The organism is Streptomyces sp. NPDC053367 (genome assembly GCF_044545925.1).
Taxonomy (GTDB): Bacteria; Actinomycetota; Actinomycetes; order Streptomycetales; family Streptomycetaceae; genus Streptomyces.
In genome coordinates, this window is record NZ_JBITYN010000008.1 from 57,442 (window position 1) to 69,808 (window position 12,367).

Annotated in this window: 12 protein-coding genes and 1 riboswitch; of the genes, 2 read left to right on the plus strand and 10 right to left on the minus strand. The window is 72.2% G+C overall.

Features of this window, described 5'->3' with window-relative positions:
* Positions 1 to 45: 45 nt before the first annotated feature.
* Positions 46 to 1,404, minus strand: coding sequence for a peptidase C39 family protein (locus tag ACIGXJ_RS22625; protein ID WP_399648232.1), 1,359 nt, complete (start codon positions 1,402 to 1,404; stop codon positions 46 to 48).
* A 283-nt stretch (positions 1,405 to 1,687) separates the two neighbouring features.
* Here ACIGXJ_RS22625 and ACIGXJ_RS22630 point away from each other — a divergent pair, with 283 nt between their 5' ends.
* Together ACIGXJ_RS22630 and ACIGXJ_RS22635 are read left to right on the plus strand one after the other, a co-directional pair.
* On the plus strand, positions 1,688 to 2,293 hold the full coding sequence (locus ACIGXJ_RS22630; RefSeq protein ID WP_399648235.1) for a uridine kinase: 606 nt from the start codon (positions 1,688 to 1,690) through the stop codon (positions 2,291 to 2,293).
* A gap of 462 nt (positions 2,294 to 2,755) precedes the next feature.
* Positions 2,756 to 4,618, plus strand: coding sequence for an AAA family ATPase (locus tag ACIGXJ_RS22635; protein WP_399648237.1), 1,863 nt, complete (start codon positions 2,756 to 2,758; stop codon positions 4,616 to 4,618).
* 20 nt (positions 4,619 to 4,638) lie between these two features.
* On the opposite strand, the gene ACIGXJ_RS22640 is transcribed toward ACIGXJ_RS22635, so the two are convergent.
* From ACIGXJ_RS22640 to ACIGXJ_RS22680, 9 genes are all read right to left on the minus strand, one after another.
* Positions 4,639 to 5,727 (minus strand): hemolysin family protein, encoded by a 1,089-nt coding sequence (locus ACIGXJ_RS22640; RefSeq protein WP_399648240.1) that lies wholly within the window; start codon positions 5,725 to 5,727, stop codon positions 4,639 to 4,641.
* Positions 5,724 to 7,049 carry a hemolysin family protein gene (locus tag ACIGXJ_RS22645; protein ID WP_399648242.1) on the minus strand — a complete coding sequence of 442 codons (1,326 nt, stop codon included), beginning with the start codon at positions 7,047 to 7,049 and terminating at the stop codon, positions 5,724 to 5,726. Before ACIGXJ_RS22645 ends, ACIGXJ_RS22640 begins: the two co-directional genes overlap by 4 nt.
* A 199-nt stretch (positions 7,050 to 7,248) precedes the next feature.
* Positions 7,249 to 7,692 (minus strand): PH domain-containing protein, encoded by a 444-nt coding sequence (locus ACIGXJ_RS22650; RefSeq protein WP_399648244.1) that lies wholly within the window; start codon positions 7,690 to 7,692, stop codon positions 7,249 to 7,251.
* Between the two features lie 15 nt (positions 7,693 to 7,707).
* On the minus strand, positions 7,708 to 8,556 hold the full coding sequence (gene hisG, locus ACIGXJ_RS22655; RefSeq protein ID WP_399648246.1) for an ATP phosphoribosyltransferase: 849 nt from the start codon (positions 8,554 to 8,556) through the stop codon (positions 7,708 to 7,710).
* Between the two features lie 51 nt (positions 8,557 to 8,607).
* On the minus strand, positions 8,608 to 8,880 hold the full coding sequence (locus ACIGXJ_RS22660; RefSeq protein WP_003988914.1) for a phosphoribosyl-ATP diphosphatase: 273 nt from the start codon (positions 8,878 to 8,880) through the stop codon (positions 8,608 to 8,610).
* Positions 8,881 to 8,914: 34 nt separating this feature from the next.
* Positions 8,915 to 9,400 (minus strand): 6,7-dimethyl-8-ribityllumazine synthase, encoded by a 486-nt coding sequence (gene ribH, locus ACIGXJ_RS22665; RefSeq protein ID WP_399648250.1) that lies wholly within the window; start codon positions 9,398 to 9,400, stop codon positions 8,915 to 8,917.
* Positions 9,401 to 9,425: 25 nt separating this feature from the next.
* On the minus strand, positions 9,426 to 10,715 hold the full coding sequence (locus tag ACIGXJ_RS22670) for a bifunctional 3,4-dihydroxy-2-butanone-4-phosphate synthase/GTP cyclohydrolase II (protein WP_399648252.1): 1,290 nt from the start codon (positions 10,713 to 10,715) through the stop codon (positions 9,426 to 9,428).
* On the minus strand, positions 10,712 to 11,353 hold the full coding sequence (locus ACIGXJ_RS22675) for a nicotinamide riboside transporter PnuC (protein WP_399648255.1): 642 nt from the start codon (positions 11,351 to 11,353) through the stop codon (positions 10,712 to 10,714). Before ACIGXJ_RS22675 ends, ACIGXJ_RS22670 begins: the two co-directional genes overlap by 4 nt.
* The gene (locus ACIGXJ_RS22680) at positions 11,350 to 11,955 is read right to left on the minus strand and encodes a riboflavin synthase (protein ID WP_399648258.1); all 606 of its coding nucleotides are present in this window, start codon (positions 11,953 to 11,955) and stop codon (positions 11,350 to 11,352) included. The genes ACIGXJ_RS22675 and ACIGXJ_RS22680 overlap by 4 nt, the downstream gene beginning before the upstream one ends.
* A 154-nt stretch (positions 11,956 to 12,109) precedes the next feature.
* Positions 12,110 to 12,240: riboswitch (FMN riboswitch) on the minus strand.
* Positions 12,241 to 12,367 lie beyond the last annotated feature (127 nt).

The following is a 12,367-nucleotide window of genomic DNA, read 5'->3' on the forward strand; positions in this document are numbered from 1 at the left end:
GCGACCGTGCGCTTGGTCACAGCCGCCCCGGGAGCACCGGCGGGCTCAGCGCACGCCCACCGCCGCCAGCGCGCGGCGCTGCCGCGGGGTCGGGTGGGCCGGGAAGTAGAGGTAGCAGACGCCGCCGGTGCCGCCTCTGACCCGGCCGTTCGCGTCGTACCGCTTGGTGCGCAGCCAGATGTTCTCCCACTCGCGGCGCCGGTAGACGCGGCGTACGGCCTCGTTGCTGTCGGAGGCCGGGTCGTTGGCGATCACGTCGCCGTCGGCTGTGAAGCCGATCACCGTCATCAGGTGCCCCGAGGTGCCGTATCCGGCGCCGGTCAGCTCGTCGGCCCGGAAGGACTGGGACGTTATGGCCGGGATGCCCGCGGCGATCAGCGTCTCCAGGTCGGTGAGGGAGTGCAGCCGGGTCACCACGCCCTGCAGGCCGCGGAAGGTGGCGGCATAGGCGGCGTTGAAGGGCCAGTTGCCGCAGCCGGCGTACTGGAAGTCGTAGGTGTGGCGGGCCGCGTGGCACACCTGCGGGTCGGCGTAGGAGGGGTCGACCCAGGACAGCTGCTCCTCGGTGAGCCGGCCGCCCCAGTACTCGATGATCATCTGCGAGGAGGTGGGGCTGCACCAGGCCTCGCCGCCGTTGTCGTACTCGGGGTACTGGCCCTTGTGGATCTCCTGCGAGTAGCGCGGGACGGCGAGTTCCTGCGCCAGGCCCGGCGTGGAGGCCGGCACGGTGAAGCGGTCGGGGACGTCGGACCCCATCGCGCCGAGCCGCCAGACGGTGGGGGTCGACTCGGAGCCCGGGCGGCGGTACAGCGTGAGGCGCAGCCGGTACGAGGTGAGGCGCAGGCCGGTCGTGGCGTCGTCGATGGCGAAGGTGTCCGTCCAGACGCTGCTCCTGCCGTCGCTCTGGTCGTCGACCGAGGTCCGCCGGATGTCCTGGTCGCCCGCGGCCCAGCGGCCCATGACGTACCACGGCGTCTGCGTGCCGTCCGAGTAGGTGCCCCGCAGCTCGATCTGGATCCAGGTGCCTGCCGGGGTGGCCGCGTTCCAGGAGGCGATCACCTCGGTCGCGGGCACCGCCGGGGTGTGGACCGGCGAGGTCCAGGTGGCGTACTCCCAGGGGGCCGTGGTGCCGGTGTGCGGGTCGGTGTAGTCGGTGGTGCCGGCCGGAGTGCCGATCACGAGTCCCGGCCGGACCCCGGCGACGGGCCGCGCGCCGCGCACGGTGCCGGAACGCCAGTCGGCGTACGTCGTCCAGGCGCGGTTGTCGACGAGACGCGCCGGCGCGGTCTGTTGCTGCCCGGCGGCGTCGGTGTCGGCCGCCGCCGGGGCCGCGCCGGTGGTGACCGCGGCGGCGACCACCGCGGCCAGGACGGTTCTGCGCGACGGCTGTTCGGCTCTGCTCATGGGCGGGTGACCCCCAGGTGTCCGAGTCGGGTGGCTGCGTGCGCCAACTATGGCCGCAGGGTCCCCGCTCCATCCAGCACCTCGGGGCATGCCGTGCCGAGCAATATTGGTGTCGACCAGTGGCGCCCGGTCCGGTGCGCGTGGCCGGCTGCGGGGCGGCGGTGGCTGATCGCGCAGTTCCCCGGGCCCCCGGGGACGGGCCGCTCAGGGGCCCGGCGCACCGCGCGAACGGCCGACGCCACCCGCGCCCGCGACGATCGAGGGCCACGGGGATGATGGGCACGTGCACTCCCCGACCGCTCCGCTCTCCCTGCCCCGACTCGCCCGTCACCTGCGCAGCCTGCCGCCCTCGCTCGGCCCCGTCCGGCTGGTCGCCGTCGACGGACACGCCGGCTCCGGCAAGTCCACCTTCGCCGGGCGCCTCGCCGCCGAGCTCGGCGGAGCGCCCGCGCTGCACCTGGACGACATCGCCACGCACGAGGAGTTGTTCACGTGGACGGGCCGGCTGATGGAGGAGGTCGTCGAGCCGCTCGGCCGCGGCGAGCCGGCGGTGTACCGGCCCTACGACTGGCGGACCCGGCGGTTCGGGCCGCCGCGGGCGCTGCCGCCGGCCGACGTCGTGCTGATCGAGGGCGTGGGGGCGGGCCGACGGGTGCTACGGCCGTGTCTGGCGCGGCTGATGTGGATGCGGATGCCCCGGGAGCAGGCTTGGGCACGCGGCCGGGAACGGGACGGTGAGGAGCAGCGCGCTTTCTGGGACGGGTGGGTCGATGCGGAGGCGCGGCACTTCGCCGAGGACCCGTCGGAGCCGTACGCCGACCTCGTGGTGCGGCAGGTGCGGGAGGGGTACGAGGTGCTGCCCGGGCGTGCGGCCGGAACCGCTGGGTGACGCTCCGTGAGCAGCTGTAGACAATGTGGTGAACCTGTGAAGACGGCCCCTCGGGGAACTTCCAGGAGTGCCTCAACTCCGCTTGACCGGCGGCCCGTACAGGTCTTACGTTCTCAATGTGCGCCCCCTCGGGGCCACCCACTGACGCGAAGCCCCCGGTTGTTCCCCCGTGACCGGGGGCTTCGTTCTGTCCGGTCCCCCTTCGGCGACCGCCGTGGGGCGCCGCGCGATCACCCTGGGTCACCGAAACGGAAGCGTGCCTGTCCGCTCCCACCTCCCCGAACGCCCCGCCACGCACCCTACGGCGGGCACCGCCCACGCAGGTACGATGCCCTCGGCGCGACCTTCGGACGGCTGCCGCACACCGGTCAACTCCGGCCCGCGGTACAGCGGTTCGAGCGGAGCGGCCACGGGCGACGGCCCGGCGGTGAACCAGCGGGGGCACGGCTTGTGGGGGACGGGATGGACTTCGGCACGCAGGGCCCCGAGGCCCCGGCCGACCTCGCCTGGCTGCGCGGGGTCGACGCCTACACGATGGGCGCCTATCCGCAGGCGGAGGAGGAGTTCCGCACCGCGGTGCGGATCGACCCGGGCATGGCGGACGGCTGGCTGGGACTGCACGCGCTGCGCGTCGACACGACGACCGCGCTGCTGCGGATGTTCCGCCACCGCGACCGGTTCGGCGAGCAGCGCGCCCGGCACGGGCGCACCCTGAACTCCTGGTACTGGCTGGGCTGGTGGGTCCAGCCGGTGCTGGAGAGCCCCCGCGATCTGCTGCTCGCGCACGCCTCGCACTGGCTCGACGGCCGGCACGTGCCCGAGCTGGACCGGGCGCTGGCCGGACTGCCGCCGGTGGACACCGACCCGCAGGTGCGCTTCCTGCACGCCTGCCGCTCCTACCTGGTCAAGGACTGGGAGCAGCTCGTCCGGCACACCGACCCGCTCCTGGACGATCCGCTGCTCGGCATCGAGGCCGGGCTGTTCGGCGGCATGGCCCGGGTACGCCTGGAGATGTACGGACAGGCCGAGCCGCTGCTGTCGGCGGCGCTGATGCGCTGCCGCAGCGAGCAGCCGCAGCGCAAGGAACTGCGCTACTGGCTGGCCCGGGCGCACGAGGGCACGGGCCGTTCGGCGGCCGCGCTGCCGCTGTACCGGGCCGTGCACCGGGTCGACCCCGCGTTCATGGACACCGCCGCACGGCTCGCGGCCATCTCCGAGGGCGACGGCTACGACGACTCCGCCGACCTCGCGGCGATCAGCCTCGCCGGTGCCGGGCAGGACAGCGTGGACGGGCTCGACGTGCTCGACCCGCTGTTCGGCACCGACGCCCGTGACCTGCGGCTGCCCGAGCCCGAGCCGGCGCCCCCGGTGGCGCCCCTGCCCTCGGTGCCCGACCCGGCGGTGCGGGAGAAGACGACGGTGGTGTCCGGGCCGCTGCCGGCCGGCCCCACGGACCCGGCGTTACTCGACGAGGCGCTCGCCGAACTGGAGCGCATGGTGGGGCTGGAGCCGGTCAAGCGCCAGGTCAAGGCGCTGTCGGCACAGCTGAACATGGCCCGGCTGCGGGCCGGTCAGGGGCTGCCGGTCCAGCCGCCGAAACGGCACTTCGTCTTCTCCGGCCCCTCCGGCACCGGCAAGACCACCGTCGCCCGCATCCTCGGCCGCGTCTTCTACGCCCTCGGCCTGCTCGGCGGCGACCACCTGGTGGAGGCCCAGCGGGCCGACCTGGTCGGCGAGTATCTGGGCCAGACCGCGGTGAAGGCCAACGAGCTCATCGACTCCGCGCTCGGCGGGGTCCTCTTCGTCGACGAGGCCTACTCGCTGTCCAACTCCGGCTACGGCAAGGGCGACGCCTACGGCGACGAGGCCCTGCAGGTGCTGCTGAAGCGGGCCGAGGACAACCGCGACCACCTGGTGGTGATCCTGGCCGGCTACCCGGAGGGCATGGACCGCCTCCTCGCCGCCAACCCGGGGCTGTCCTCCCGCTTCACCACCCGCGTCGACTTCCCCTCCTACCGGCCGCTCGAACTCACCGCGATCGGCAAGGTGCTGGCCGCCGAGAACGGCGACGCCTGGGACGAGGAGGCACTGGAGGAGCTGCGCTCCATCGCCGGGCACGTCGTCGACCAGGGCTGGATCGACGAGCTGGGCAACGGCCGTTTCCTGCGCACGCTGTACGAGAAGAGCTGCGCGTACCGGGATCTGCGGCTGTCCGCCTATCCCGGCACGCTCACCAGGGACGACCTGGCGACCCTGCGGCTGCCGGACCTGATGCAGGCCTACGGCGAGGTGCTGTCCGGGCGGGGTCCCCAGGATCTCGACTAGCGCCGGGCTGACAGGCCCTGCTAGGTCGCCATCGCCTCCTCCGGCTCCCCGCTCAGCCTCGGCTCGGTCACCCGGACCTCCGGGGTCTGCTGCCGGTGGGCCGGGTCCCGGACCTCGCCGACGATCAGTTCCAGTACGTCCTCCAGCGCGACCAGGCCGAGCACCCGGCCCGACGCGTCCGCGACCTGGGCGAGGTGGGTGCCCGCGCGGCGCATGACCGTCAGGGCGTCGTCCAGGGGCAGGTCGGAGCGCAGGGTCGTCATATGGCGCCAGACGTGCTGCGGGACGGCCCGGTCGGAGTCCTCCAGGTCGAGGACGTCCTTGATGTGGACGTAGCCCATGAAGGCGCCGTTGTCCGCGGCGACCGGGAAGCGGGAGTACCCGGTGCGGGCGGTCAGCTCCACGACCCGGCCAGGTGTGACGGACGGGCCTACCGTGACCAGCGACTCGCGGCGCAGCAGCACGTCCGTCACCGGGCGGGAGCCCAGCTCCAGGGCGTCCTCCAGGCGCTCCTGCTCCTCGGGGTCGAGCAGACCGGCCTGCCCGGAGTCCTCCACCAGCCGGCCCAGCTGCACGCTGGTGAAGACCGCCTCCACCTCGTCCCTCGGCTCCACGCGGAACAGCCGCAGGACGGCCTGGGCGCAGGCGCCGAGGGCAGAGGTGACGGGCCCGCACACCCGGGCGAAGGCGACCAGGCCGGGCGCGAGCCACAGCGCGGCCTTCTCGGGCGCGGCCATGGCGAGGTTCTTCGGGACCATCTCGCCGATGACGAGGTGGAAGAAGACCACGGCCGCGAGCGCGATGACATAGCCGAGCGGGTGGATCATGCCGTGCGGCAGGTGGACCCACTCGAACACCGGCTCCAGCAGGTGTGCCACGGTCGGCTCGGCGACCGCGCCGAGCGTCAGCGAGCAGACGGTGATGCCGAACTGGGCGGCGGCCATCATCCGCGGCAGCCGCTCCAGGCCGTACAGCACCTGGCGGGCACGGGTCGTGCCGAGCGGTTCGATCTGGCTTCGGCGTACGGAGACGAGGGCGAACTCGGCGCCGACGAAGAAGCCGTTCGCGAGCACCAGCAGCGCGGCGAACAGCAGTTGCAGGACGCTCATCGGGCGGCCTCCCGCACGGCGGAGGTCCGCACCAGGCGGACGCGCTCGGCGCGGTAGTGGCCGACCCGGCGCACGGAGAGCCGCCAGCCGGGCAGCTCGGCGCGGTCACCGGCGGCCGGGATGCGCCCGAGCAGGTCGGCGACGAGTCCGGCGACGGTCTCGTAGGGCCCCTCGGGGACCTCCAGCCCTATCCGGGCGAGGGTGTCGACGCGGCAGCTGCCGTCGACGTCCCAGGCGGGCCGGCCGTCCTCGGCGGGGGCGGGCGCCAGCTCGGGGGTGTCGTGGCCGTCGTGCTCGTCACGGACCTCGCCGACGATCTCCTCGACGATGTCCTCCAGGGTGACGACCCCGGCCGTGCCGCCGTACTCGTCGACGACGACGGCGATGGGCTGCTCGCTGCGCAGCCGGGCCAGCAGCGGCTGCACCGGCAGCGTCTCGGGGACGAGCAGCGCGGGCCGGGCGATCCGGGCGACCGGGGTGCGCAGCCGGTCCTGCACGGGCACCGCGAGGGCGTCCTTGAGGTGCGCCATGCCGACGATCTCGTCGATCTTCTCCCGGTAGACGGGGAAGCGGGACAGGCCGGTGGCGCGGGTGAGGTTGACGACGTCCTCGGCGGTGGCCGACGACTGCAGCGCGCTCACCTTCACGCGCGGGGTCATCACATGCTGGGCGGTCAGCTCGGCCAGCGACAGGGTCCGCACGAACAGGTCGGCGGTGTCCTGCTCCAGGGCACCGGCCTGCGCGGAGTGCTGGGCCAGCGACACCAGCTCACCGGGGGTGCGGGCGGAGGCCAGCTCCTCGGTGGGCTCCACGCCCATGGCGCGGACCAGCCGGTTGGCGACCGCGTTCAGGGCGGCGATCACCGGCCGGAACAGCAGGGCGAACCGGTGCTGCGGGCCGGCGACGAAGCGCGCGACCTGCATCGGCCGGGACACCGCCCAGTTCTTGGGCACCAGCTCGCCGACCACCATCTGGACCGCGGAGGCCAGCAGCATGCCGATGATCACCGCCACCCCGGACACGGCGCCCTCGGGCACGCCGAGCGCGGTGACCGGGCCGCCGAGCAGCTCGGCCAGCGCGGGCTCGGCGAGCATGCCGACGACGAGGGAGGTGATGGTGATGCCGAGCTGGGTGCCGGAGAGCTGGAAGGAGAGCTCCTTCAGCGACTCCACGACCGTACGGGCGCGGCGGTCGCCCTCGGCGGCGGCCTTCTCCGCCTCGGGCCGCTCGACCGTCACCAGGCCGAACTCGGCGGCCACGAAGAAGCCGTTGGCCAGGATGAGCACGAAAGCGGCTGCCAGAAGCAGCAGGGGGGTGGTCATGATGCCGCCGCCCGAGTTCGGTGACCGGGGGCGGCGCAGGTACTACAGGACGATCCGTCCATCGCTGGAGGGAGTCACTCCTCGAGTAGCAGGAGCCCCTGTGCGCCGTCCGGCACTCCAGGGGCGGAGGCGCGGTTCGTGCGCCTCCGTCACCAGATTAATCAAGACACCGGTGACCGCGTCAGGGGGAGCGGGCCCATCAGGTGCGCGCGTCCCCCGAGCGGGCATCGACCAGCGCGCGCAGGGCACGGGCGTGGGCGATGGCCTGCTCCTTGGCGATACCGGGCTGGATGCCGATGGCGGGCAGGCTGGTGCCGTCGGTGAGGTCGAGGAACACCCACGGGTCGCCGACCCGCAGGTTGACCTGCACGATCTCGGCCCACTCCAGCCGGCGTGAGCTGACGAAGTTGACGACGGTCACACCGCTGTCGTCGGCGACGACCTTGGGCCGGGCCAGCATCAGCACGACACCGGCGAACACGGCCGCGGTGAGGATGAAGGTGAGCCGTTCACCGGGGCCGAGGCTGTCCAGCAGCAGGGCGATGGCCGAGACCGTGACGAAGATCGCCGCGGCGGCCGTGAGCAGCACCGCGCGGGTGCGGCTCGGCCGGAAGGTGACGGGAAGCGGGGGGAGGTCCGACATCGTGCCGCGGTCCTCTCAGAGACGGCAGGCGTGGATGGCGGTGGTGAGGATGGCCCGCGCGCCGATGGCGTACAGGTCGTCCATGATGCGCTGCGCCTCCTTGGTGGGGACCATGGCGCGCACGGCGACCCAGCCCTCGTTGTGCAGCGGGGAGACGGTCGGGCCCTCCAGGCCGGGGGTGATGGCCACGGCCGCTTCCAGGTGCTCGGCGCGGATGTCGTAGTCCATCATCACGTACGTCCGGGCGACGAGGACTCCCTGAAGTCGGCGCAGGAACTGCTGGACCTTGGGGTCGTCGGCGTCGGCGCCGGTGCGGCGGACGACGACGGCCTCGGACTTCATGATCGGCTCGCCGAAGACCTCCAGGCCGGCGTTGCGCAGCGAGGTGCCGGTCTCGACGACGTCCGCGATGACCTCGGCGACCCCGAGCTCGATGGCGGTCTCGACGGCGCCGTCGAGGTGGACGACGGAGGCGTCGACGCCGTGGTCGGCGAGGTGCCCCGCGACGATGCCCTCGTAGGAGGTGGCGACCGTCTTGCCCTTGAGGTCCTGGAGGGTGTTCGCGGTGCCCGGCTTGGCGGCGAAGCGGAAGGTGGAGCGGGCGAAGCCCAGCGGCAGGATCTCCTCGGCGTCGGCGGCGGAGTCGATCAGCAGATCGCGGCCGGTGATGCCGATGTCGAGCTTGCCGGAGGAGACGTAGATCGCGATGTCGCGGGGGCGGAGGTAGAAGAACTCGACCTCGTTCTCCGGGTCGACGATCCGCAGTTCCTTGGACTCCCGGCGCTGCTGGTAGCCGGCCTCATGCAGCATGTCCGCCGCAGGGCCTGAGAGGGAACCCTTGTTGGGGACGGCGATGCGCAGCATGAGGTCGGCTTCCTTTGCGTGAAGGGGGTGGTTGCGGCTTCTCGGGGGTGCTTACAGGTGGGCGTAGACGTCGTCGAGGGAGATGCCGCGGGCGACCATCATCACCTGGACGTGGTACAGCAGCTGCGAGATCTCCTCGGCGGCCGCCTCCTTGCCCTCGTACTCGGCGGCCATCCAGACCTCCGCGGCCTCTTCGACGACCTTCTTGCCGATGGCATGGACGCCCTTCTCCACCAGTTCCGCGGTGCGGGAGGTGGCGGGATCGCCCTGGGCGGCCTTGTGCTGGAGCTCGGTGAAGAGCTCCTCGAACGTCTTCTTGGACATGGTGGTCCTTACCCTACGCGGTCCCCGGCACCGCTCAGCGCCACGGTTCGGATACTGAACGCAGGGTGGCCGCGGTGGCGACCGCGGCGGTGACCGCCTCGTGCCCCTTGTCCTCGTTCGAGCCCTCCAGGCCCGCCCGGTCGAGGGCCTGCTCCTCGGTGTCGCAGGTGAGCACGCCCATGCCGACGGGCACGCCGGTGTCGACGGAGACCTGGGTCAGGCCCTGGGTGACGCCCTGGCACACGTAGTCGAAGTGGGGGGTGCCGCCGCGGATGACGACGCCGAGCGCGACGATCGCGTCGTAGCCGCGTCCGGCGAGCACCTTGGCGACGACCGGGAGTTCCCAGCTGCCGGGGACCCGGAGCAGGGTCGGCTCGTCGATGCCCAGGTCGTGCAGGGCGCGCAGGGCGCCGTCCACCAGTCCGTCCATCACCTTCTCGTGCCACTGCGCCGCGATGACGGCGACCCGCAGGTCACCCACGTTGCGTACGGACAGTTCCGGTGCGCCCTTGCCGCTCACGTTCTCGTGTCTCCTCGGTGCTCGCTTACTGGTTGCCGCAGGTGGACACGGTGGGTGTGTCCAGCCAGGGCAGATCGTGGCCCATCCGGTCCCGCTTGGTGCGCAGGTAGCGGAGGTTGTGCTCGCCCGCGGTCACGGGCATCGGCTCGCGCTCGGTGACGGCGATGCCGTGCCTCAGGAGCGCGTCGGTCTTGTCGGGGTTGTTGGTCATCAGCCGGACACTGCGCACGCCCAGGTCCTTCAGCATCTGCGCCCCGGCGCCGTAGTCGCGGGCGTCGGCGGGCAGGCCCAGCTCCAGGTTGGCGTCCAGGGTGTCGCGGCCCTGCTCCTGGAGCTCGTAGGCGCGCAGCTTGGACAGCAGGCCGATGCCGCGCCCCTCGTGGCCGCGCAGGTAGACGACCACTCCCCTGCCCTCGGCCTGGATGCGCTCCAGGGAGGTCTCCAGCTGGGGGCCGCAGTCGCAGCGCAGGGAGTGGAAGACGTCCCCGGTGAGGCACTCGGAGTGGACCCGGACCAGGACGTTCTCGCCGTCGCCGATCTCGCCGTGCACCAGCGCGACATGCTCGACGCCGTCGACGGTGGAGCGGTAGCCGTACGCCGTGAAGGTGCCGTGGGCGGTGGGCAGCCGGGTCTCGGCCTCGCGGCGGACGGTGGGCTCGCTGGAGCGGCGGTAGGCGATCAGGTCCTCGATGGAGATGATCGTCAGGCCGTGCTTGCGGGCGAAGGGGATCAGCTCGGGCAGGCGCAGCATCCGGCCGTCCTCGCCGGCGATCTCGACGATCGCGCCGGCCGGGCGCAGTCCGGCGAGGCGGGCGAGGTCGACGGCGGCCTCGGTGTGGCCGTTGCGGGCCAGCACACCGCCGGGCTTGGCGCGCAGCGGGAAGATGTGGCCGGGGCGGACGAAGTCGTCCGCCTGGGCGGTGCCGCTCGCCAGGAGCTGGAGCGTGGTGGCGCGGTCGGCGGCGGAGATGCCGGTGGTGACGCCGTGGGCGCCGGAGGCGTCGACGGAGACGGTGAACGCGGTCTTCATCGACTCGGTGTTGTCGGCGACCATCTGCGGGAGCCGGAGCCGCTGGAGTTCGTCGTCCTCCATGGGGGCGCAGATCAGGCCGCGGCACTCGCTCATCATGAACGCCACGATCTCGGGGGTGGCGTGTTCGGCGGCGACGACGAGGTCGCCCTCGTTCTCGCGGTCCTCGTCGTCGACCACGACGACCGGCCGGCCGGCGGCGATGTCGGCGACGGCCCGCTCCACGGGGTCGAGCGCGAAGTCGTCGAGGTCGTCGCCGGGGTACAGGACAGATGCCGTGCTCATGCGGGCGCTCCTTCCAGGGCGGGCCGCGGACCCTTGCGGGAGCGCAGCCACCAGTCGCGCATGCCCCACAGGACCAGCGCGCCGTAGATGACGTAGACGAAGCCGGAGAAGGCGTAGCCGTTGGCGAAGTTCAGGGGCACGCCGACGAGGTCGACGAGCAGCCAGGCGAACCAGAACTCGACCATGCCCTTGGCCTGGGCGTACATGGCGACGATGGTGCCGACGAAGATGTAGGCGTCGGGCCAAGGGTCCCAGGAGAGGCTCGGGTACGCCTTGAACAGCAGGGCGACCGCGACGGTGCCCGCGGCGGCCGCGGCGGTCATCGCGGCGCGCTCGCGCCAGGTGGCGAAGCGCACGGAGATGTGGCCGTCCTCCCCCTGGCCCTTGCCGCGGTTCCACTGCCACCAGCCGTAGAGCGCCACCAGCATGACGACGACCTGCTTGCCGGCGCTGCCGGTGAGGTGGCCGTAGAAGGCGGCGAAGAGGATCAGGCCGGCGAGGAACTGCACGGGCCAGGTCCACACCGAGCGGCGCCAGCCGAGGGTGAGGGCGATCAGGCCGAAGATGTTGCCGATCATGTCCGACCAGATGATGTGCTGGTCGAGCAGCACGAACGCCTCGGAGTTCAGCCAGTTCACTTGGCCTCCCCCTGACCGGTGGTGAGCAGGCGCTCGACGTACTTGGCGATGATGTCGACCTCGAGGTTGACCGGGTCGCCGGGCTGCTTGTGGCCGAGCGTCGTCAGGGCGAGGGTCGTCGGGATGAGGCTGACGGTGAAGTAGTCGGGGCCGGCCTCGACGACGGTGAGGCTGATGCCGTCGACCGTGATGGAGCCCTTCTCGACGACGTAGCGGGCGAGGTCCGCGGGGAGGGAGATCTTCACGATCTCCCAGTGCTCGGAGGGAGTGCGCTCCAGGACGGAGCCGGTGCCGTCCACGTGGCCCTGCACGATGTGGCCGCCGAGGCGGGCGCCGACGGCGGTGGGGCGTTCGAGGTTGACGCGGGAGCCGACGGTGAGGGCGCCCAGGCTGGAACGCTTGAGGGTCTCGGCCATGACGTCGGCGGTGAACTCGTCGCCCTCGTGGTCGACGACCGTGAGGCAGACTCCGTTGACGGCGATGGAGTCGCCGTGCTTCGCGCCCTCGGTGACGACGGGGCCGCGCAGCCGGAAGCGACAGGCGTCGTCGAGGGTCTCGACGGCGGTGACCTCGCCCAGCTCTTCGACGATTCCGGTGAACACTTCCCGGGTCCTCCTGCCTCTTCGGGCACGGACTCCGGGGCTGTCGATGACGACAGAAGGTACGAGCGAGGACACCGGGGACGCCGACGCCGGACAGGGTTCGCCAGGGAAGGCGAACCGTAGATACGGCGACGCGCACGGATGTGCCCGCCCGCCGCGCACTGCCTCCCATCCGGACTTTAACCGTCGGTCCAGGAGTTTCACCTGGTCAACCGGCCGCTGGAGGCGACCGGGTCGCGGACTGTAACCGCCGGTTCGGACTTTCACCGACCCCGGAGTGCGCTGCTACTGGTACAGGGCCAGTGTGCCACGGCCGCCACTCGTCCATGCGGGTGAGGCCTGTGGAGTGGCTCACATGCACATGACGAGAACGCGTCACGGGAACCATCGGCACGGGATTGGTCCATACCTA